This is a genomic window from Sphingomonas sp. BL-S-28 (genome assembly GCF_055521515.1).
Window position 1 is genome coordinate 1,157,501 of the sequence record NZ_CM145483.1, and the last position, 20,271, is coordinate 1,177,771.

Below are 20,271 nucleotides of genomic sequence, written 5' to 3' on the forward strand. Positions count from 1 at the left end.
CGTGTGTTCCGCTGCGGTGAGAGGCCCTCTAAGACCCCTTCACGATTCGGTCAACGAATTGGAGCAAAAAGTTATCCACTTTTACGGAGTCTGCGGATTTTAAAGTGGATGCTTCGGCTCGATGGTGGCTGCTCCCCTGAATGGCAGAAATGTTGGAGGAACCGGACATTTCTGCAGGCAGCCACACTCTCGTGTCAAAAGCTAGCTGGAGGCCGGCAGGCTTTATTTGGATCAGCCCAACTTCCGCCGAAATGCCTCAATTTAGGCACGAAGGCGGAGAACCGTTTCGCCACCAAGTCCCCCAACGTGTAATGGCAAGATGTAATCCCGACGCCTGAAGTGTAACGAATTCCTCTATGCGCAGCCCCCTTGTCGGACCACATGAGCATTACGTGCCTTCGGGCATCCCCAACTTGCGCGCCCGCAACAAAACCCGGGCCGACCCGATACCCGCATAGCCATCCGGTGACTCCCCCAGCCCGTCACCGTGACCTTGGTCGGGAAACTCTAACCCGGAGTGATCAAGAGAATGGTGTCGGATCAGTGGGAACGGCAAGATCACTGGCCCAGAAAACAATGATGTACGAGAGGACACCGTCGCTGGAACGCCAGGCGAAGGACTACCTGCTCCACTCGTGCGACATCGCCCGGAGATCTGCGGGAACTTCCTGATCCGCGAAAACGTCGAGTATTGGCTGCGCCTGCGCACCTCCAGCGTGTTCCTGCGCGATGAGGACGGCGCAATCTATCACACCTATTCCAGCTATGCGCGCGGCAACGAGACCACCCTGCCGGTCTATGGCTGGCTGGACATGGTGCCAAAGGGCCGCAACGAGCCCAAGGACGGCAATCTGGGCGACTGGGTGAAGCGGCACGACAGCTATCCCGACGATGGCCGCACCCGCGCCGTCGCGTCCGCAGGGGCCTGACCGTGCTCTGCTGCGGTATCGTGGCCTGCCTCGTCGCGGCGCTGGCCGGGTGGTGGCGCCACCTTGACCTGCGCTTCGACCGGCGGCTTATCGCGGGCTGGCGCGGCAATCGCCGAGGCGTGATGATCGCCTGCGCCGCAGTCCTGCTCTCGCTTCCGGTGGCCGTGCTGGCCCTGGCCGGGCCGCCGACTGAGCATCGGCTGGATCGCGGCAATATCGTCATCATGGCCATGCGCGCGATCTGTTGATCGCGACGCCGGTTGCGGTCGGGCGGCGGTGTCAAACCATCGCCGGGTTTACCGCTGCACGCGCACCAGCATCAATTCGATCGTCTGTCCCGGCGCCGGCAGCGCATTATGCGTATCCGTGATCCAGATGAGCTGTCCGGCGCCATCGGTAATGCGGGCGGATACCGCATAGCGGCCGCGCGGATCGATCTTCGCGGCATCATAATCAAGCGTGAAAGCCAGCGGCACCTGTCGCCCCTCGGTCGCAAATTCGGTGGAGGCGATCACCGGGGCGGCGGTGTCCATCAGGCTGACGTTGCTGATCGCCACGGACAGGCGCGCGTCCGGCGGCAGTGCGATCCGCTCGCGATACGTGGCATGGCCGGAGAGTGTGACCATTCCGCTCGTCGCCCCCGTTCCGGTTGATCCGACCGCCCCCTGCCCGTCATGCGGCGCGGTTGCGCAAGCCGCCAGCGCAGTGGTGACCAGCGCAGCGGCAAGGGGAAGCAGGAAATGGATGCGCTTCATTCTCTTCTCCTTTCAAGCCCCTTGCGCGAAACTATGAGCCCGGAGGCAGTCGCTGGCAACCGGAGGTAATCGGGCCGGCGCCGGAGCAGGAAGCGCCAACGGAAGCCGGCGTTCCGCAAAGCAAAAGTTCCTACGCCTCCGCCAAGGCGATCCCACGCCTACGCAACAAGATTGCAATCCTTTGCACAGCACCGACACGATCGCTGCAAGCGCGAAACATGCTTGACACATTGTGATTTAAGATATCGTATACCGTGTACTGCGCGGAAAGGCGCGTGGAACAGGGAGCATTATAAAATGGCTTTTCAGAGGTCCTCCGCAGCCCGGCTGCGGACTCTGCTGATGCTGGGCAGTTTCGGCATCAGTTCGGTAGCATTCGCCCAGACACTTCCCGCCGATGCGGACGAAACCCCCGCCGCAGCGAAGGCCGACGACATCGTCGTCACCGGTTCGCGCATCCGCCGCGCCGCCACAGACAGCCCCGCGCCGATCGCCGTGGTCGATGCCGGTCAGATCAAGGCCGCCGGCACGCAGAACATCGCGGACGTCGTCAACCAGCTTCCCGCGCTTTCCATCACCCAGACCAACCAGACCAGCAACCTGGCGGGCAATGCCGGCGTCAACGCCCTCGACTTGCGCGGCATGGGCACGCAGCGCACGCTGGTCCTCGTCGACGGTCGCCGCCAGGTCGCGGCGATTCCGGGCACTTCGGCGGTCGACCTCAGCAATATTCCCTCCAGCCTCGTCCAGCGGGTGGAAGTGATCACCGGCGGCGCTTCGGCGCTTTACGGCGCGGATGCCGTGGCCGGCGTCGCCAACTTCATCCTCAAGAAAGACTTTTCGGGGATCGAGGCGAATACCCGCTACAGCGCATCGACGCGCGGCGACATGGATACCTACGGCTTCGACCTTCTGGCCGGCGCCAATTTCGCGGACAATCGCGGCAATGTGACCGTCTACGGTTTCTTCGAGAACACGCCCGGCACCGTCAGCGGTTCGGACCGCCCGTGGACGGCGGACGGCTATCCGATCTATGCGCGCACCAGCAGTTCGACGCCCTATTTCATTCAGGACCACGTCCGCAACATCAACTCGTCGGACTCGGCGCAGCTGGTGCTGGGCGGCAAGCTCTACTCGGTCGATCGCACCACCGGCGCGCTGCGCGATCCGATCCTGGGCCCCGGCGGCTTCGTCAACGCCGTGCCCACCAATCTCAATACCGCCACCGATCCGCTCGGCACCCTGCTGACCGACGGCGGCGAGTACAATGGCCGCTATGACGGCTGGTTCCTCTCCGTCCCCTCGCAGCGCATCAACACCCGCGCCTCGGCCAGTTTCGAGGTGAGCGACGCGCTCAAGCTCTATGCCAACGCGACGTATGCGCACAACACGTCGCAGGCGGGCTTCCTGCAGATGACCGCCTTCGGCACCGATGTCGTGCCGGCGGACAGCCCCTACATCACCGACGCGATCCGCGCGGCCAGCGGCGGCACCGTGCCCGACGGCGGCGTCCAGTTCGCCCGCCGCTTCATGGAACTGCCGGCGCCGCGCACCGATTACGACCGCACGCTGTTCCAGGCCGTGGCCGGCGCAGACGGTGATTTCACGCTGTTCAACAAGCCGTGGAACTATTCGACCTACTACTCTTACGGCAAGACCACGCAGCGCGTGCGCGACGTGAACTCCACCGCCTACGACCGCTGGTACATGGGGCTGGACAGCACCACCGACGCCAACGGCAATGCGATCTGCCGCAGCACGCTGGACGATCCGGGCAACGGCTGCGTGCCGATCAATCCGCTGGTCACGCTGACCCCGGAAATGATCGACTATGTTACCTATACCTCGCACTGGTCGAAATCGACGCTGACTCAGCAGGTCCTGTCGGGCTACGTCTCGGGCGGGCTGTTCGATCTGCCCGGCGGCGCGGTGCAGATGGTGCTGGGCGCGGAATACCGCAAGGAACGCAACGACATCGGCGCGATCCCCGAATACAATCCCGACAGCCCGCTCTACGATCCCTCGATCGGCACCACCGCCGGCACGCTGGTGGGCAAGTACTCGGTCAAGGAAGTCTACGGCGAACTCCACGTGCCGATCCTGAAGGCCGTGCCGTTCTTCGAAACGCTGTCTGTCGACGGCGCGCTGCGTCTGTCGGACTACAGCACCGCCGGATCGACCACGACCTGGAAGTTCGGCGGCGAATGGGCCCCCATTCGCGACATCCGCTTCCGCGCCACGTATGGCCAGGCGGTGCGCGCACCGAACATCGGCGAGCTTTATACCGCCAACAGCATCTCGGGCCTGTGGATCACCGACCCGTGCAACACCTACAATCTGGCCAACCGCGCGACGCGCACCCAGTACACCGCCGCCAACTGCGCGGCGATCAACCCGGCCGATACCGCCAGCTACTGGCTCTATCGCGACATCATTTCGAGCGGCAACCTCGACCTGAAGCCGGAAACCGCCAAGACCTTGACTGTGGGCGCGGTGCTGCAGCCACGCTTCATCCCGGGCTTCTCGTTCACGGTCGACTATTACAATATCGACCTGCGCAACGCGATCGACGCCTTCGGTGCGCAGACGCTGATCGAGAAGTGCGTGGACCAGCCGACGCTGGACAACATCTTCTGCCCGCTGATCCAGCGCGATGCCAATGGCAATCTGGAATCGGTGAACACGCAGAAGCTGAACCTGGCGCAATACCTGACGCGCGGCATCGACTTCGGCCTGGCCTATTCGCTGCCGCTGGAACGCATCGGCCTTGGCGCCAATGCGGGCACACTGTCCATCGACGCGAACTACACGCGCCTGCTCAACCGCCGCTACACGCTGGATCCCACCGATCCGAACTCGATCACCGAATATGCCGGCGTGTTCGGCTCGCCCAAGTGGAAGGGCGTGGTCCGCACGAACTATTCGCGTGACGGGTTCAACTTCACGTGGACGCTGCGCCACTTCTCTCCGATGAAGGCCAGCACCTCGATCACGGCCGACAAGTACAGCAAGGTCTGGACGCCGAACGTCTTCTACAACGACTTCTCGGCCTCCGTCCCGCTGACCGACTTCCTGGAACTGTCCGGCGGCCTCAACAACGCGTTCGACCGCAAGCCGCCGCGCATTCCGGGCGCGGAAGCCGGCGGCGCGAACTTCGAGCTGAGCTATCAGTCCGGCGTTTACGACGTGATCGGGCGCACCTTCTTCCTCAGCCTGCGCTTCCACCGCTGATCGCGGCCGGACACATCGATCGAGCCCCGGATCCGCCTTGTCGGATCCGGGGTTTCCCATTTTACCGGGAGTCCCTCCGCATGATCGCCACCCCTGCACGACGGCTTGCACTGGCGCTTTCCATCTGGACCCTGTCCGCCGCTGCCGCTCCGGCAGAAACGGACCACGCAATTCACGCCGACGCGGTCGGCCCGGTTCCGGCTTCGCTGGGGCTCGATCCGTTCTATCGCAAGTTTATCGACGCCGGGGGCATCCCGGTCGTCTCCTCCGCGAAAGTGCCTGACAAGGCCCTGCTGATCGCGCGGGACATCGTGCTGGCCGAAACCAGCGAACGCCCGGACATCCGCCGCGAACTGGTCCGCAGCGGCGCGCGCGTCGGCGTGATGGCGATCGACGAAGGCACGATGGACCTGCCCGAGCAGCGGGACTGGAAGAAGCCGGCCATCGACGACGAACGGCTTACCCCCTGCGAGCGAAAGAACTACGCCCGGATCGCCGCCATGACGGACGCCGAATACTGGAACAGCCGGGCGCGCGGAATGGGAGGGCTCTATACCACCGGCGCGGCCGAGAACCTGCTGGCGGTGCCGGGAACGCGCTATTTCGGTGAGAACATCCTGGTTCACGAATTCTCGCACAACATACTTTCCGCGATCGAGCACGTCGATCCGCCGCTCTATGCGCGGGTTGAGGCGGCCTATCGCCATGCGCTGGAGCGTGGCTTGTGGAAGGACGACTACGCCTCGGTCACGGTGCAGGAATACTGGGCCGAAGGAACGCAGTTCTGGTTCAATTCCAACAAGGCCTATCGCACCGACGGCAGGGTCATCGTCACGTCTGCCGACCTGCAGGACTATGATCCGCTGCTCTATGCCGTGCTGGCGGAAGTCTATTCGCCCAGCCACCGGATCGCCGCGGACGCGTTCTACAACCATCCGGCCAGGCTGACATTGCCGCCCAAGCCGGCGAAGGCGGCCTGCTGAGAGACCGTTTGAAAATTCGCGAAATGCGAATTTTGCGGCACCGGCCCTCTCCCCCACCCTACCACCCATCGGTAGTATCCTGCGGGTGGTAGGGTGGGGGAGAGGGCCGGTGCCGCCTCAAAAATGCCCATGCGGGCATTTTTCAAACGGACTCTAAGAGTCGCTTTGAAAAAGGCCTTGCGGGCATGGCGCCCATCGGGACTTCGCGCCGGCCGGCGGCTCGGGCAGGCGCGCAATCGCCACGGTTCGACCGGCATTGCGCCCGCAAGGGTCTTTCGCGCTGCACCATGGGCGGGGTATATGCCCGCCGATGGCGGAGCTTTCGGCAAACCCACAGCTCCGGGCCGGGGGGCTGATCGCGCCACTTCTGCTCGGATTGCTGCCCGGGTCCTCGGCATTGGGCGGGGCCGTTGCCGCAGACATGGCCGAAAGCGCCGGCCCGGCGGCGCACGGGAGTGCCGCAATGACGTCCGGCTGGGGGGTTTTCGCCCTTACCTCGCTGACGATGCATTCTCCCACGATCCCCTCTCTCCTGCCGCCGCCCGTCATGCCTGTCGCCGTGCTGCCCGGGATACCCGATGACGCCGCCCGCGACGCCGCGCGGCGGATCAATGCGTCCATCCCCTTTGCCAGCCTGCGCGATACGCCGGCAGCGCCGTTTCGCTTTGCCGGATCGCAGGACGACCGCCTGCGCGCGATAGACTGCATCGCCAGCGCCGCCTATTACGAGGCCGGCGGCGATCTCGATGGGCAACGCGCCGTCGCGCAAGTCGTGCTCAACCGGATGCGCCATCCGGCCTTCCCGGCAAGCGCCTGCGGCGTGGTGTTCCAGGGATCCGAGCGCGCGACCGGCTGCCAGTTCACCTTCACGTGCGACGGCGCCCTGGCGCGGCGGCCGATGCCCTGGTTGTGGGACAAGGCCCGCGCCGTCGCGGCACGGGCGCTGGACGGCGCCGTCTACGCGCCCGTCGGCCACGCCACGCATTACCATACCGATTGGGTCGCCCCGCCCTGGAGCGGCGAACTCGACAAGATCGCACGCGTGGGGCCGCACCTGTTCTTCCGCTGGCGCGGCGGTTGGGGCCGCCCCGCGATCTTTCGCCAGCGCGCCGATCCGGGCGAACCGGCGATGTCTCCTTTCGCAGCCGCCCCTGGCTCCGCGCGGATTACCGGCACCCTGCAACCGGCGCCGCTTGCGGCCGACGCTGCCCCCCAGCTCATTCCCGCAGTGGCAGTTGCAGCGGCTGCCGATCCGCCCGATGCCACCTCTCCGGATATCATCACCGTGGACCTGCACGGCGCCAGAGTGAAACTTCTGAAGCCCGGCGGCGACGGCTTCGGGCTGCTTTTGCCACGCACCGCGCCCGCTTCATTCGGAACGCTTGCGCTCGATCTGTGCCGCGGGCGCAGTTTCTGCGAAGTCGCGGGCTGGGTCGACGGCGCGGACATACCCCGCAGCTACCCCATCCCGGTCGGCGCCCGCCGCTCCATGGCGTTCTTCTATCTGCGCGATCAGAACAGCCACCGCGAAATGATCGCCTGGGACTGCAAGCTGTTTCCCCGCAACGATCCCGCGGAATGCCTGCGCAAGGTAACCGCGCCCAAGACCGGGCCGGCCAGCGCAAATCCCCAGAAACCTGATCCGGCTACGACCCTGCAATAGGCCGGCCGGCCAACCTTCCGCCCGCTCCGACTTGCCGGGTAATCCCACGCCGCTTGGGAACGATTTTGCGCCCTGATTGCATTCGCTTGCGACCATGGCGTAGGCTCCGGCCATAGACAATCGTCGGAGCTTTCATGATCGACCGCCGTCATTTCCTTTCGTCCGCTTCGGCGGGCGCCGCCGTGGTTGCCGGGCCCACCCTGGCGCGGGCAGCCGCGTCACCGGCGAGTGCCAACCCCGCGCTTGCCGCCTTCATGGACAAGTACTTCAATGCCCAGGTCGATGCCTCGCCGGAGACAGCGACGCAGCTTGGGTTGGACACCGGCGCCCGCGCCGGCCTGAAATCGCACCTGACCATCCCCACGCGTGAGGAAGAGGAAAAGAACCGCAACCTCGTCCGCACCGCGCGCGCGCAGCTGAACACCGTCAACCGCGCCGGGCTGAATGCGCAGGACGCGATCTACTACGATACCATCGCCGCGAACCTCGATGCCGTTATCCGGACTTATGCCATTCCTTATGGCCAGGGCGGCTGGCCGCAGGTCTATCGCGTCAGCCAGGGCGGCGGCGCCTATCTGAGCACGGGGGACTTTCTCGACAACCAGCACACCATCAAGACGGCCGCCGACGCCGAGGCCTATGTCTCGCGCATCAATGACTTCGCCGATGTGCTGGCTGCCGAGACCGACCGCACGCGCGAGGATTACGCCCTTGGCGTCATCCCGCCCGATTTCATCCTGAACAAGACCATCGGCCTTCAGGCGGGAATGCTGGGCACCGCTGCCGGCGAATCCACGCTGGTCAAGTCGATCGATCGCCGCACGAAGGAGAAATCCATCCCCGGCGATTGGGCCGCGCGGGTCGAAAAGCTGGTGGCGGAGCGGGTCTATCCCGCGCTGCAGCGCCAGAACGACCTGCTGAAGGCCACGCTGCCGAAGGCCGGCCATGATGCCTCGGTCTCGCGCCTGCCGCAGGGCGCGCAGTACTACGCCAACAGCCTGAACTACATCACCACCACCAAGATGTCCGCCGAAGAGATCCACCGCATCGGGCTGGAGCAGGTCGCCGACCTGACCGCCCGGTCGGACGCCTTGCTGAAGGCACAAGGGTACACGCAAGGAACCGTCGGCGAACGCATGGCAGCCTTGATCGCCAACCCGGCCAACGTCTATCCCAATACCGACGCCGCCAAGGTCGAACTGGTCGCGCATCTGAACAAGCAGATGGCGGCGATGCAGGCCCTGCTGCCCAAGGCTTTCGGCCGTCTTCCCAAGGCGGGCGTGGAAATCAAGCGCGTGCCGCCCGAGATTCAGGAAGGCGCATCGCAGGGGTACTACAACTCGCCCAGTCTCGACGGAACGCGCCCCGGCATCTACTGGATCAACCTGACCGACACCGCCAACTGGCCGAAGTTCGGGCTGCCGACGCTGACGTATCATGAGGCGATTCCGGGCCACCACCTGCAGATCGCGCTGCAGCAGGAAAGCCCGGCCGCGCCGAAGCTGATGAACCTGATCTTCTTCTCCGCCTATTCCGAAGGCTGGGGCCTCTATGCCGAACAGCTGGCGGACGAACTGGGCGCCTACGACAACGATCCGCTGGGCCGCGTGGGCTTTTACCAGAGCCTGCTGTTTCGCGCGGTGCGCCTTGTGGTCGATACCGGCATCCACGCCAAGGGCTGGAGCCGCGAACAGGCGATCCGCTACTTCCTGGACAATACCGGCCGGGCCGAAGGCGGCGCGACTTCCGAAGTCGATCGCTATTGCAGCTGGCCGGGTCAGGCCTGCGCCTACAAGGTGGGCCATAACGAGTGGGTGCGCCTGCGCGAAAAGGCGCGGACGGCACTGGGCGACCGCTTCGACATTCGCGGCTTCCACGATACCGCGCTGGCCGGTGGCGGCATGCCGCTGACGGTGCTGGAACGCGTGGTCGACGACTGGGTGGCCACCCGCAAGTCGGCCGCTTAATGACTAAACTGGCGATGGGGATCGCTTCGTATCCCCATCGCCACGTTTTGGATTAGAGTTCGCCCGGCGCGAAGCCCAAGGTATCCAGCAGCGCCGCGCGGGCCGCACGGCAACGATGCCAGAGGTCCGGCTCCCCCAAGTCGCCCGGCGCGATGCGTTCGGGCCATTCGCGTTCGATCACCGCTTCGATCCGGTCACAGGCCCGGTCGTCCAGCAGGAAGCGCGGATCGATGGCCGCATGCGCCTCGGCACTGACGGCAACGCGCAGCCGCAGGCAGGCGGGGCCGCCTCCGTTGCGCATCGATTCCCGCACATCCACCACTTCCAGCCGGCTGATCGGATTGTCGCCCGCGCGCAGCTCTTCCAGCCATGCCCAGACTTCGGGCGCCTCGCGCGCTTCATGCGGCAAGATCAGCGCCATGCCGCCTTCCGGCAGCGTGACCAGCTGGGAGTTGAACAGGTAGGATCGGATGGCCAGGTCCAGCCCGATCCGCGCGGCCGGCGCCTCGACGATGACCGCGCCGGGCACACGCTCCATCACGATGCGATGCACGGCGTCGCGGTCCGCGAAGGCCTGTTCGTGCGTGAAGAGCACCCGCTCGTTGGCGACGGCGACCACATCGTTGTGGAAGGCGCCAGCGGCAATCGCCACCTCGTTCTGCAGCACCAGCGCCGAATCCATCAGCCCGTGCAACCTTGCGGCAGCAGCACTGGCGGCACGATGCTGGCGCGCGGGGAACCGCGATCCGGGAACGCGCTCGCCATGAACGAAGAGTTCCAGCCCGCGCTCGCCGTGGCTGGGGCCTAGCCGCATGAAGTTGGCCGCGCCTTCGTCACCCAGAGCCGCCGGAAGCGCGGCGTGAACGGCGAAATGGCGCTGATCCGCGAAGGCGAGGCGAAGCTGGCGCAAGGTCTGCTCATGCTCGATGCTGCGGTGGAGCATCGTCGACAGGTTGGCGACGGTGAAATGGCAGCGGCCGTCCGCCGTATCGGGCGCGGGCGAGACGGTGGCGGCGTTCGCCGTCCACATCGCCGATGCCGAGAACGCATTGCGCAGCAGCGCCGGTTCCTGCCGCCACGCCGCGCCCAGCACCTCATCGTCGGTCCCCGTGAAGCCCAGCCCGCGCAGCCAGCCGGCGTGCGGACGGTCGTGGGGCAACAGCAAGCCCTGCGGCAGGCCCAACGCCATCATGCGCCGCATCTTGCCAAGCCCCTGCAGCGCGGCATGGCGCGGGGCGGAAATGGCACCGGCATTGCTGGCAGAGGCGATATTGCCCAGCGAGAGGCCGGAATAGTTGTGGCTTGGCCCGACCAGCCCGTCGAAATTGATCTCGCGGAATTGCGCCTCCTGGCTCACAGCACCTGCTCCTCGGCGGGGGCGTCGATGCCTTTCATCTCACCGGTCAGGTCCGCCAGCACGCCCGCCTCGAAACTGGCGACCGGATAGGCGCAATAGTCGGCGGCGTAATAGGCGCTGGGACGGTGATTGCCGGAGGCGCCCAGCCCGCCGAACGGCATCCCGCCGCTGGCGCCGGTAGTCGGGCGGTTGCGATTGACAACGCCCGCGCGCACCAGCGCCAGGAAGCGCCGCCACAAGTCATCGCTTTCGGAGACCAGTCCGGCGGAAAGGCCGAAAGCCGTCGCATTGGCCGCATCGATGGCGGCATCGAAATCCGCGACGCGCAGCACTTGCAGGACCGGCGCGAAAATCTCCCGGTCGGCGGCGGCGATGCCAGTCACATCCAGCATCGTCGGCGCCACGAAGGCCGGTGACAGACCGGGAAGCGCGCGCGGCGGCAGCAAAGGCCGCGCGCCCAGTGCCAGAAGCCGCGCGATCTCGGCGCGTGCCTTGTCCGCCGCGGCGACCGAGACGAGCGGGCCGATGGCGGGTTCGGGCACTGCGTTCCATACGCCAATCCGCATCCGCCCGGCCAGCGCAGCCACGGCTTCGACGATGCGGTCGCCCACATCGCCTTCGGGAACGATCAGCCGGCGCGCGCAGGAACAGCGCTGCCCGGCGGTCGCAAAGGCCGATTGCACGACGACGGAAGCGACGGCTTCGGAATCGCCATCCCACGCGACGACGGGATTGTTGCCGCCCAGTTCCAGCGCCAGGATCACGTTCGGCCGGTCGACCATGGCCCGGCGCAGGACCATGCCGGTCTCGGCAGAACCGGTGAACAGCAGCCCGTCGATATCGCCCGCGATCAGCGCGGCGCCGGTCTCCCGCCCGCCCTGCACTAGCATGAGCACGCCATCGGGCAGGCCTGCCTCGCGCAGCAGGCTTGCCATCAGTTCACCCGTGGCGGGCGTCTCTTCGGAGGGCTTGAACACCACGCTGTTGCCTGCCAGCAGGGCCGGCACGATGTGGCCGTTCGGCAGATGGCCGGGGAAATTGTACGGCCCCAGAACCGCCATCACACCGTGGGGATGGTGCCGCAGCACCGCCTGCCCGAAACCCTGCCCTTCCGCGCGATAGCCCGCCCGTTCGGCCTGCGCGCGGATGGAAATGTCCACTTTGCCGATCATCGAGGCGGCTTCCTGCCGCGATTCCCACAGCGGCTTTCCGGTCTCCCGCGCGATGGTTGCCGCCATGTCGGCGGCCGATGCGGACAGCAGTTCGGCATAGCGGCGCAGCACCGCCTTGCGCGCGTCCAGATCGGTGGCCGCCCACCGCGCGAAGCCGGCGCGGGCTTGACTGAGCGCGCGGGCAACGTCAGCCGCTTCGTCCGCGCGCCCTTCCCAGACCAGCTCTCCCGTCGCCGGGCAGGTCGATCGCAGCATGGTCGCCATGCCCTCAGGCCGGAACCGCAGCGGCCGAGGCCTCGGCGCGCAGCACGGTTTCGCAGGCGGCGGCAAAGCGGGCGATCGCCTCGTCCACTTCCTCTGCGGAGATGATCAGCGCGGGCAGCATCCGCACGCAGTTGTCGCCGCCGCCCGCCAGCAGCAGGCGATGCTCGCGCGCGGTCGCGATGAAGGCCTTGTTGGGCCTGGCCATTCGCACGCCGACCAGCAGGCCCTTGCCGCGCACTTCCTCCGCCACTTGCGGATAGCGCGCGCAGAGGTCCTGCAGCCCGTCCCGCAGACGCTGCGACATGACGCGAACGTGCTCCAGCAGTTCCGGTTTGGCGATCTCGTTGAACGCGGCCAGCGCCACCGCCATGGCCAGCGGGTTGCCGCCGAAGGTGCTGCCATGCGTGCCGAAAGTCATGCCCGCCGCCGCCTCCTGCGTGGCAAGGCAGGCGCCGACCGGGAAACCGCCGCCCAGCGCCTTGGCCAGCGCCATGATGTCCGGCGCGGCACCGTCCACCCACTGATGCGCGAACAGGCGGCCGGTGCGGCCCATGCCGCTCTGCACTTCGTCGTGGATCAGCAGGATTCCGTGCCGCCGCGTCACTTCGCGCAGGCGCAGCAGGTCCGCGTCCGACAGCGCACGCGCGCCGCCCTCACCCTGCACCGGCTCCACGATCACCGCCGCCGCCGTGGGGCTGGAGGCTGCGCGCTCCAGCGCCGCGTGATCGTCCAGCGAAAGGTGGACATAGCCCGGCAGACGCGGCCCGAACCCGTCGAGATGCGCCGGATTGCCGCCCGCATTCAGGCCCGCATAAGTCCGGCCGTGGAAGCTGCCGGCAAAGCCGATGACGTCGATCCGTGCGGAATCGCCGCGATGGGCGTGATAGTGGCGCGCCATCTTGATCGCGCATTCCACCGTTTCCGCGCCGCTGTTGGTGAAGAACGCCAGATCGGCAAAGCACGCCGATGCCAGCCGCTCTGCCAGCACCGCCTGCCCCGGGATGGCGAGCGCGTTGGACACGTGCCAAAGCTTGTCCGCCTGATCCCGCAGCGCTTCCACCAGCCGGGGATGGCAATGGCCCAGCGCATTGGTGGCGATGCCGCCGATGCAGTCCAGCCAATCCTGCCCTTCCTCGTCAAAAAGCCAAACGCCGCGTCCGCGGGTGAGATTGACCGGCGCGGGGGCGTAAACGGGCAGGACGTGATCGGACACAGGCAACTCCTCATGCTGATTGCGCATGATTTCCGATATGGACGGGCCTATGAAGCCATCTATTGCGCATGAGCTTGTGAGTTTTTGGAATGAACTACGACGATCGCCGCCGCCTGCCGCCGATGTCGATGTTGCATTGTTTCGAGGCGGCAGCCCGGCTCGGCTCGTTCTCGCGCGCGGCGGAGGCGCTGCGGCTGACGCAGAGCGCGGTCAGCCGCCATGTCTCCAATCTGGAGCAGTGGCTGGGGGCGCCGCTGTTCGATCGCAACGGCCGCCGGGTGGTGCTGAACGACACCGGGCAGCAGTTTCTGGAAGATATTGCCCCCGCGCTGGCGGCGATCCGGCGCGCGACCGGACGCCTGATGGATCCGGAGCCAGAACATGTGCTGGAACTGGCCGTGCTACCCGGCTTCGGCATGCGCTGGCTGGCACCGCGCCTGCCGCGCCTGACTCAGTTGCACCCCGATCTCGTCGTCAACATCGCCGCGCGGGTGGACGTGTTCGATTTCGCGCGCGAGCCGTTCCATGCCGCCATCCATGTCGGCGGCGCGCCCGATTGGCCGGGCGCGGAGCACGACCTGCTGTTCCACGAACATGTCGTGCCGGTGATCTCCCCAGCGCTCCAGACCGCCCAAGGCGTCACCACGGCGGAGGATCTGCTGCGTGTGCCCCTGCTTGTGCAGTCCTCACGCCGCGATGCGTGGTCCCGCTGGTTCGCGATGTTCGGCATGACCGGGCCGGATGCGCAATCGCTGCCCGGCGTCAGCCACTTCCTGATGCTGGCGCAGGCGGTGAAAGCGGGCGGCGGCGCGGCGCTGATCCCCTCATTCCTGATCGCGCCGGAACTGGAGGCGGGCGAACTGGTGATCCCGGTCGACCGCGCGCTGAGCGAGGATCGCAGCTATTGGCTGGCCTATCCGCCCGCCCGAAAACGCACGAAGGCGCTGGCTCTGTTCCGAGAATGGCTGGCGCGGGAATGCGCGCCGGACTGATCGGTCAGACCAGCGAACCCGCCGCCGCCAAAGCACGCCACGTCTCCATCGGCGCGACCGGATCGAGGCCCTTTCCGGTGATCGCCTGAATGCATACGTGATCCGCGCCGGCGGCCCAATGCTCTTCCAGCCGCGCGGTGATGGCGGCGGCATCGCCCCAGGCAAACAACCTGTCCACCAGAGCGTCGCTCATCGCGTCGATCTCTTCCACATCGAAACCCAGCCGGATCCAGCTGTTCCGGTAATTGGGATACTGCAGGTAGTGCGAAAGCGCGCCGCGCGCCTTTTCGCGGGCCGTTTCGGGATCGGTGTCCAGCACCACGCCCTGTTCGGGCGCCAGCAGCTTGCCCGGGCCCAGCGCCGCGCGTGCGGACTGCGTGTGGGCGGGCGGCACGAGGTAGGGATGAATGCCGCAAGACCGTTCCCGCGCCAGCGCCTGCATTTTCGGCCCCAAAGCCGCGAGGCACCGCGCCTCTGCAGGCAGCCCCTCGGCATCGAGCCGGTCGAGATAGGCCTCCATCGCGGAAAGCGGCTTTGCGTACGCCTCCCCCACGATATGCGCGTGGCTGACGCCCAGCCCCAGTAGAACGCGCTGCTGCCGCGCATCGGGCAAAGCCTTCCACCACGATGCGATTTCCGCCGGATCGTGCATCCAAATGTTGAGAATGCCGGTCGCGATGGTGGCGTGGGTCGTGGCATCCAGCAGCCGGTCGATGTCGCCAGTGATATCGCCGCCCATTCCGCCGGGAATCCACAGCGCGCGATAGCCCATCTCATCAAGCTCAGCGGCCGAGCGGGCCGCCGCCTGCGGATCGCCGAACCGCAATTCCATGGACCATATGCCGATCCGTCCCAGCGCTGGCATCCGCGATCTCCCCATGCATGACTTTGCGCCGATCATAGGGTCGGTCCCGCCCCGCGCGGAAGCCGCTCGCCCAACGCCCCGGCGATACCCCAGCAGATCAGAACACCCGTTCCACCGCGATCCGGAACGGAAACCGGCGCACCACGCGCGCCTGTGCAGGATCGAGCCCCGCCCGTGCCAGTTCAGCAGGCCACTCACCCGGCCGCAGCGATCGCGCGATGGACAGTTGCCCATCCTCGCGCACGATCCGGTGCACGCCCATGAACCGCGCCAGCAACGGAAAGCCGTGATAGGAAAACACGTGGCGGTTCAGGTCGCAGATCAGCCAGCCGCGCCGCGCGTCATGTTCCATGAACCGCAGGAACCGGGTCAATTGCGCATCGTCCATGTGGTGCGCAACCTGACTGCTGATAATGAAATCGAACCGTTCGGGTTGATCCGCATAGTCCCCCGTGCGGTATTCGATGGGCAGGTCCGCCGGGGTGGCCGCCTGCGCCAGCGCGCGGCTGGCCGGATTGAGGTCCACACCCACCAGCCGCGCCTCGATCCCGCGCCGCGCCGCCCAGGTTGCCACTGCCCGCAACATATCGCCATAGCCGAAGCCGACGTCCATCAGCGTGAAGCGCGGTGCATCGCCCACCGCGCGCGCAAGATAGGCCAGCGCTGCATGGTGGGTGAAGGTCCAGCGGTTGACCCGCCCCAGATCGCGCAGCACCTGATCGTAGATGCGCGGGTCCAGATCCGGCGCATCCATCTGCTCTTCCTGCCGCGTTCTGACCGGCAGCAGCATCATCGGCAGCCTCCCAATCCACCCCCTTTCGATGCGCGCGATTCGTGCATCGCCAGCGGGGCGCGGGGAATGACTATCGCATTTGCGCCCCTTTGATCAAAGCGCTCTCATCCCACTGGCTCACTTGCGGACGGCCCTGAAAAGGCGCACTCTTCGCCAATAAAATCAAGCCGGGACGCCGCGATGATAGGCATGTGCACGAGATCGGCTCCAGCGCTTCCGGCCCATGCCGTTGTCCTCTCCGCACGGACGTGGCCACCACGGCCCGTGGCACCCCAATTCCGCACTTCGAACGCCGAACGCCTGTGACGGGCCAGCGTCGGACCCGTAACGTCTAGGAGAAGAGCCGATGACCTATGAAGAAGTGATCGCGCTGATCGCAAAGGAAACCGGCCTTCCCCCCGAACGTCTGCAACCCGATGCCACGCTGGCCACGCTGGATATCTCGTCCATCGATATCGTCAGCATGCTGTTCGAACTGGAAGACCGCTTCGGCGTGGAAATACAGCCGGAAGAACTCTCGCGCGAAACGACGATGCAGCAGCTGCTGGAACGCATCGGCGTGCCGGCACCGCAATGAAAAAGCGCATCGTCATCACCGGCATGGGCTGCGTCAGCGGCCTTGGCCGCGGGGTAGAGGTCAACTGGACCCGCACGCGGGACGGCGACGGCGCTATCCGCCCGCTTCCCGATGACAGGCTGGCGGAAAGCGGAACCGGCGGGATCGGCGCATGGGTCGATCCGCCTGCCGGGGAAAACGGTGCGCTCGCCCATGTCGATCCGGAACGATTGCGGCGGCTGGGCAAGCTGGACCCGCTCTCCTCCTTCGCGATCGAGGCCGCGCTGGAAGCGGTGGCAAGCGCCGGCCTGCTGGGCCATCCCTCGCTCGACCATCGCACCGCGATCATGCTCGGCTGCGGCAGCGGCGGCAACCAGACGCGCGAAGTGGCCTACGAACGCCTGTTCGCCAAAGGCCAGCCGAGAGCCCATCCGCAGACCATTCCCAGTTCGATGATTACCGCACCCGCCGCGCAGATCGCGATCCTGCTGGGTGCGCATGGGCCGGTCTTCACGCTGTCCAGCGCCTGCGCCTCCTCCGCCCATGCCTTGGGAGAGGCGATGCACATGATCCGGTCCGGCCGCGCGGACGTGGCGCTGGCGGGCGGGGCGGAGGCGTGCCTGACGCGCGGATCGCTGGCCGGCTGGAACTCGCTGGGCGTGCTGGCGCCCGACGCCTGCCGCCCGTTCTCGCGCGACCGGCGCGGCATGGTGCTGGGCGAAGGGGCGGCGGTGCTCGTGCTGGAAAGCGAGGCCCATGCCCTGGCCCGGCGCGCGCCGATCCTGGCCGAGTTGGCCGGCTATGGCCTCTCTACCGACGCCGCGCATATGACCGCGCCGGATAGCGCCGGCATCACCATGGCCATGCGCGCGGCGTTGGAGGACGCCGGCATCGCGGCGCACGAGCCGATGCTGATCTCCTCCCACGGCACCGGTACCGCGCTCAACGACCCGACGGAGGCCGCCGCGCTGCGCGCCGTCTGCGGCCCGGCGCTGGACCATCACCGCGTGATCGCCACCAAGTCCGCCCATGGCCACATGATCGGCGCGGCCGGCGCGATGGAGTTCCTGATCGGCATCGCCGCGCTGATCGAAGGACGCGCCCCGCCCGTGCTGAACTTCCTTGGCCCCGATCCGGCCTGCGACCTGCCGCTGGTGCTGGAACCGGAAACGTTCGCGCCGCATGTGCTGCTGTCCAACAGTTTCGCGTTCGGCGGGCTCAACGCCGTGCTGGTGGGGCGTCTGCCGTGAGCGCTGCGATCGCCCATATCAACCGGATCGGCACCGCCAATCCGCCGTTTCAGGTGCATGACGCTTTCGTCCGCTATGTCGCCGACGAACTGGAGGATCCGCGCACGCGCAGGCTGTTCGAACGGATGGTCGGCCGGTCCGGCATCGCCCGGCGCTATTCCTATCTGGAGCCCGTGGTTCTGAGCGATGGCACGATCAGGGATACCGACGGGTTCTACGGCGGAGAGGCATGGCCCACCACCGGCGCGCGCATGGCCCGCTATGAACGCGATGCGCCGCGTCTGGCGCTATCCGCCATCGATGCGCTGGATATCGACGCGGAGGAGCGCGCGGAAATAACCCACCTGATCGTCGCCTCCTGCACCGGGTTCATGGCGCCGGGGCTGGATCAGGTGATCATGGCGGCGGCCGGGCTCTCGCCCGATGTCGAGCGCACGGTGGTCGGCTTCATGGGCTGCTACGCGGCGGTGAATTCGCTGCGGCTGGCGCATCACATCGTCCGCTCGGACCCTGCCGCGCGCGTGCTGGTGGTCACGCTGGAGCTGTGCACGATCCACTTCCAGCGCAATCTGGATGTCGCCAGCCTGCTGGCGATGCTGCTGTTTGGTGACGGCGCCGCCGCCGCGCTGGTGACGGCCGATGCGCAAGGCATCGCCCTGCGGGACTTTCGCGCGGCGACGATTCCCGGAACCGGCAATGCGATCACCTGGAACATCCGCGATCAGGGCTTCGACATGCATCTGGGCGGCGAAGTGCCCGCCCGGATTGCCGAGGCGCTCGCCGTCGAGGCGCAGCGGACGGACGGCGGCGGACTGCTGCGGGATGCATCCGTTGGGGACTTCCGGCTCTGGGCGGTCCATGCGGGCGGGCGCACGATTCTGGACGCGGTGGAGCATGGCTTCGCGCTGGACGGTACGGCGCTGGCCCCATCGCGCGCCGTGCTGCACGATCACGGCAACATGTCGTCCGCCACGCTGATGTTCATCCTTGCGCGGGTTCTGGCCGATGGCGCAAACGGCATCGATAGCGGCCTCAACTCAGGCTGGGGCATGGCGCTGGCCTTCGGCCCCGGCATGGCCGCCGAGAGCTTCCGTTTCACGCTGGCGGCCTGATATGACGCCGCGCCGGACAAGCGCGCTGGTGATCGGCGCTGGGCCGGCCGGCAGCGCGGCCGCCTGCCTTCTCGCCCGCGCCGGCCACGCAGTGCACGTGGTCGAGAAGGAGACGGGGCCGCACCACAAGGTCTGCGGCGAGTTCCTCTCGGTCGAAGCGACGGCCCATCTGGCCGAACTCGGCGTCGATCCGCTGGCTCTAGGGGGCGTGCCGATTGAGCGCATCCGCCTGATCCGGGCCGGCGCGAGCATCGGCGCGGAGGCGGCCTTGCCGTTTCGCGCCGTCGGCCTCAGCCGCCTTGCCATGGACGAAGCGCTGATCGCGCGGGCGCAGGCGGCAGGCGCGCATGTGGAGCGCGGCCTGCGGGTATCGCGGCTGGAAGGCACGCGCGCCATGACCAACCGGGGCGAGATCGCGGCCGAGACGGTGCTGCTGGCCACCGGGAAACTGCCGATCCGGGAAGACAGCGCCGTGCCGCCGCCCCGCGCGCTGGGTGCCTTCGTCGGCTTCAAGATACACTACCGCCTCGCCCCCGCCGCCACCCGGCGGCTTCGCGGAACGATCCTGCTGGTGCTGTTGCAAGGCGGCTATGCGGGCCTGCAACTGATCGAGGACGGCCGCGCCAACCTCTGCCTCGCAATCCGCCAGTCCCGCCTTGCCGACCTTGGCGGCAAGTGGGACGGCCTGCAGGACTGGCTGCGCGACGCGCCCGAACTGGCGGCGCTGCTCCACGATGCGGAGCCGCTGTTTCCGCGCCCGGTCTCCATCGCCAACATTGCCTATGGAACCTTCGCCGCACCGCCCACGGACGACCGCGTGTTGCGGCTGGGCGACCGCTGGGCAATGACCGCCTCGCTGACGGGGGACGGCATGGCGATAGCCTTGCGCAGCGGCTTCATCGCCGCGCGCTGCGTGGATGCGGGCCTTGGCAGCCGCGCCTATCATGCGGCGCTCCGCCGGCAGGCCGGGGGCCAGATCCGGCGCGCGATGGCAGTGCAGAACCTGCTGGCGCTGCCCATGATGGGGCCGATCGCCTGCCGGCTGGCGGCCGCCTTCCCCGCCGGCCTGCGCTTCGCCGCGCGGGCGACGCGGCTGCCTGAATGGTCCCCCCCTTCCCAGCCTTTCGACAACAAACCGTCCGGCGATCCGCAAAGGCGTTGACGCCGCC

General features: G+C 67.0%; 17 protein-coding genes. 11 read left to right on the forward strand and 6 right to left on the reverse strand.

The features are described 5' to 3' along the window. Positions 1-635: 635 nt before the first annotated feature. Positions 636-929, forward strand: coding sequence for a DUF899 family protein (locus ACZ1JC_RS04820; protein ID WP_465139057.1), 294 nt, complete (start codon positions 636-638; stop codon positions 927-929). 2 nt (positions 930-931) lie between these two features. Continuing rightward, positions 932-1,177 carry a hypothetical protein gene (locus ACZ1JC_RS04825; RefSeq protein WP_465139056.1) on the forward strand — a complete coding sequence of 82 codons (246 nt, stop codon included), beginning with the start codon at positions 932-934 and terminating at the stop codon, positions 1,175-1,177. 48 nt (positions 1,178-1,225) lie between these two features. Here the strand turns inward: ACZ1JC_RS04825 and ACZ1JC_RS04830 are convergent, their stop codons facing one another. Continuing rightward, entirely contained in the window at positions 1,226-1,684 is a 459-nt protein-coding gene (locus tag ACZ1JC_RS04830) for a YbaY family lipoprotein (RefSeq protein ID WP_465139055.1), read from the reverse strand. A 297-nt stretch (positions 1,685-1,981) separates the two neighbouring features. Between ACZ1JC_RS04830 and ACZ1JC_RS04835 the strand changes: the two genes are divergently transcribed. The 4 genes from ACZ1JC_RS04835 (at position 1,982) to ACZ1JC_RS04850 (ending at position 9,528) form a co-directional block, all read left to right on the forward strand. Continuing rightward, positions 1,982-4,915 (forward strand): TonB-dependent receptor plug domain-containing protein, encoded by a 2,934-nt coding sequence (locus tag ACZ1JC_RS04835; RefSeq protein WP_465139054.1) that lies wholly within the window; start codon positions 1,982-1,984, stop codon positions 4,913-4,915. Between the two features lie 80 nt (positions 4,916-4,995). Beyond that, on the forward strand, positions 4,996-5,898 hold the full coding sequence (locus ACZ1JC_RS04840; protein ID WP_465139053.1) for a glycoside hydrolase: 903 nt from the start codon (positions 4,996-4,998) through the stop codon (positions 5,896-5,898). Positions 5,899-6,361: 463 nt separating this feature from the next. After that, positions 6,362-7,561: a cell wall hydrolase gene (locus tag ACZ1JC_RS04845; RefSeq protein ID WP_465139052.1), complete on the forward strand. Its 1,200-nt coding sequence runs from the start codon at positions 6,362-6,364 to the stop codon at positions 7,559-7,561. 134 nt (positions 7,562-7,695) lie between these two features. Next, positions 7,696-9,528 carry a DUF885 domain-containing protein gene (locus ACZ1JC_RS04850; RefSeq protein WP_465139051.1) on the forward strand — a complete coding sequence of 611 codons (1,833 nt, stop codon included), beginning with the start codon at positions 7,696-7,698 and terminating at the stop codon, positions 9,526-9,528. Positions 9,529-9,580: 52 nt separating this feature from the next. Here ACZ1JC_RS04850 and ACZ1JC_RS04855 read toward each other — a convergent pair whose 3' ends face one another. Genes ACZ1JC_RS04855 through ACZ1JC_RS04865 form a run of 3 tightly spaced genes read right to left on the reverse strand, consistent with a single transcriptional unit; the run spans position 9,581 to position 13,534 of the window. Further along, the gene (locus ACZ1JC_RS04855) at positions 9,581-10,885 is read right to left on the reverse strand and encodes an N-succinylarginine dihydrolase (RefSeq protein WP_465139050.1); all 1,305 of its coding nucleotides are present in this window, start codon (positions 10,883-10,885) and stop codon (positions 9,581-9,583) included. Next, positions 10,882-12,312 (reverse strand): succinylglutamate-semialdehyde dehydrogenase, encoded by a 1,431-nt coding sequence (gene astD, locus ACZ1JC_RS04860; RefSeq protein WP_465140295.1) that lies wholly within the window; start codon positions 12,310-12,312, stop codon positions 10,882-10,884. The genes ACZ1JC_RS04855 and astD overlap by 4 nt, the downstream gene beginning before the upstream one ends. Before the next feature lie 13 nt (positions 12,313-12,325). Continuing rightward, positions 12,326-13,534 carry an acetylornithine transaminase gene (locus ACZ1JC_RS04865; RefSeq protein ID WP_465139049.1) on the reverse strand — a complete coding sequence of 403 codons (1,209 nt, stop codon included), beginning with the start codon at positions 13,532-13,534 and terminating at the stop codon, positions 12,326-12,328. Between the two features lie 89 nt (positions 13,535-13,623). On the opposite strand from ACZ1JC_RS04865, the gene ACZ1JC_RS04870 reads away from it, so the two are divergent. Continuing rightward, a complete protein-coding gene (locus ACZ1JC_RS04870) occupies positions 13,624-14,526 on the forward strand; it encodes a LysR substrate-binding domain-containing protein (protein WP_465139048.1) in 903 nt (300 codons plus the stop codon). Between the two features lie 4 nt (positions 14,527-14,530). Here the strand turns inward: ACZ1JC_RS04870 and ACZ1JC_RS04875 are convergent, their stop codons facing one another. Beyond that, positions 14,531-15,391 carry a TIGR03620 family F420-dependent LLM class oxidoreductase gene (locus tag ACZ1JC_RS04875; protein WP_465139047.1) on the reverse strand — a complete coding sequence of 287 codons (861 nt, stop codon included), beginning with the start codon at positions 15,389-15,391 and terminating at the stop codon, positions 14,531-14,533. Between the two features lie 97 nt (positions 15,392-15,488). Further along, on the reverse strand, positions 15,489-16,184 hold the full coding sequence (locus ACZ1JC_RS04880) for a methyltransferase domain-containing protein (RefSeq protein WP_465139046.1): 696 nt from the start codon (positions 16,182-16,184) through the stop codon (positions 15,489-15,491). Between the two features lie 346 nt (positions 16,185-16,530). Here ACZ1JC_RS04880 and ACZ1JC_RS04885 point away from each other — a divergent pair, with 346 nt between their 5' ends. The 4 genes from ACZ1JC_RS04885 to ACZ1JC_RS04900 are packed head-to-tail and all read left to right on the forward strand — an operon-like array spanning position 16,531 to position 20,264. Next, positions 16,531-16,761, forward strand: a complete 231-nt coding sequence (locus tag ACZ1JC_RS04885) for an acyl carrier protein (protein ID WP_465139045.1) — start codon at positions 16,531-16,533, stop codon at positions 16,759-16,761. After that, complete coding sequence (locus ACZ1JC_RS04890) at positions 16,758-17,990, forward strand: beta-ketoacyl-[acyl-carrier-protein] synthase family protein (RefSeq protein ID WP_465139044.1); 1,233 nt, start codon at positions 16,758-16,760, stop codon at positions 17,988-17,990. The genes ACZ1JC_RS04885 and ACZ1JC_RS04890 overlap by 4 nt, the downstream gene beginning before the upstream one ends. Beyond that, on the forward strand, positions 17,987-19,102 hold the full coding sequence (locus tag ACZ1JC_RS04895; RefSeq protein WP_465139043.1) for a type III polyketide synthase: 1,116 nt from the start codon (positions 17,987-17,989) through the stop codon (positions 19,100-19,102). Before ACZ1JC_RS04890 ends, ACZ1JC_RS04895 begins: the two co-directional genes overlap by 4 nt. A gap of 1 nt (position 19,103) precedes the next feature. Then, positions 19,104-20,264 (forward strand): NAD(P)/FAD-dependent oxidoreductase, encoded by a 1,161-nt coding sequence (locus tag ACZ1JC_RS04900; RefSeq protein WP_465139042.1) that lies wholly within the window; start codon positions 19,104-19,106, stop codon positions 20,262-20,264. The last annotated feature ends 7 nt before the right edge of the window (positions 20,265-20,271 follow it).

What these genes read in the sequence shown, in the direction of transcription:
- ACZ1JC_RS04830 (WP_465139055.1), bottom strand. Translation starts at nt 1,684, where the DNA reads ATGAAGCGCATCCATTTCCTGCTTCCCCTTGCCGCTGCGCTGGTCACC.
- ACZ1JC_RS04835 (WP_465139054.1), top strand. Translation starts at nt 1,982, where the DNA reads ATGGCTTTTCAGAGGTCCTCCGCAGCCCGGCTGCGGACTCTGCTGATG.
- ACZ1JC_RS04840 (WP_465139053.1), top strand. Translation starts at nt 4,996, where the DNA reads ATGATCGCCACCCCTGCACGACGGCTTGCACTGGCGCTTTCCATCTGG.
- ACZ1JC_RS04845 (WP_465139052.1), top strand. Translation starts at nt 6,362, where the DNA reads ATGACGTCCGGCTGGGGGGTTTTCGCCCTTACCTCGCTGACGATGCAT.
- ACZ1JC_RS04850 (WP_465139051.1), top strand. Translation starts at nt 7,696, where the DNA reads ATGATCGACCGCCGTCATTTCCTTTCGTCCGCTTCGGCGGGCGCCGCC.
- astD (WP_465140295.1), bottom strand. Translation starts at nt 12,312, where the DNA reads ATGCTGCGATCGACCTGCCCGGCGACGGGAGAGCTGGTCTGGGAAGGG.
- ACZ1JC_RS04870 (WP_465139048.1), top strand. Translation starts at nt 13,624, where the DNA reads ATGAACTACGACGATCGCCGCCGCCTGCCGCCGATGTCGATGTTGCAT.
- ACZ1JC_RS04875 (WP_465139047.1), bottom strand. Translation starts at nt 15,391, where the DNA reads ATGCCAGCGCTGGGACGGATCGGCATATGGTCCATGGAATTGCGGTTC.
- ACZ1JC_RS04880 (WP_465139046.1), bottom strand. Translation starts at nt 16,184, where the DNA reads ATGATGCTGCTGCCGGTCAGAACGCGGCAGGAAGAGCAGATGGATGCG.
- ACZ1JC_RS04885 (WP_465139045.1), top strand. Translation starts at nt 16,531, where the DNA reads ATGACCTATGAAGAAGTGATCGCGCTGATCGCAAAGGAAACCGGCCTT.
- ACZ1JC_RS04890 (WP_465139044.1), top strand. Translation starts at nt 16,758, where the DNA reads ATGAAAAAGCGCATCGTCATCACCGGCATGGGCTGCGTCAGCGGCCTT.
- ACZ1JC_RS04900 (WP_465139042.1), top strand. Translation starts at nt 19,104, where the DNA reads ATGACGCCGCGCCGGACAAGCGCGCTGGTGATCGGCGCTGGGCCGGCC.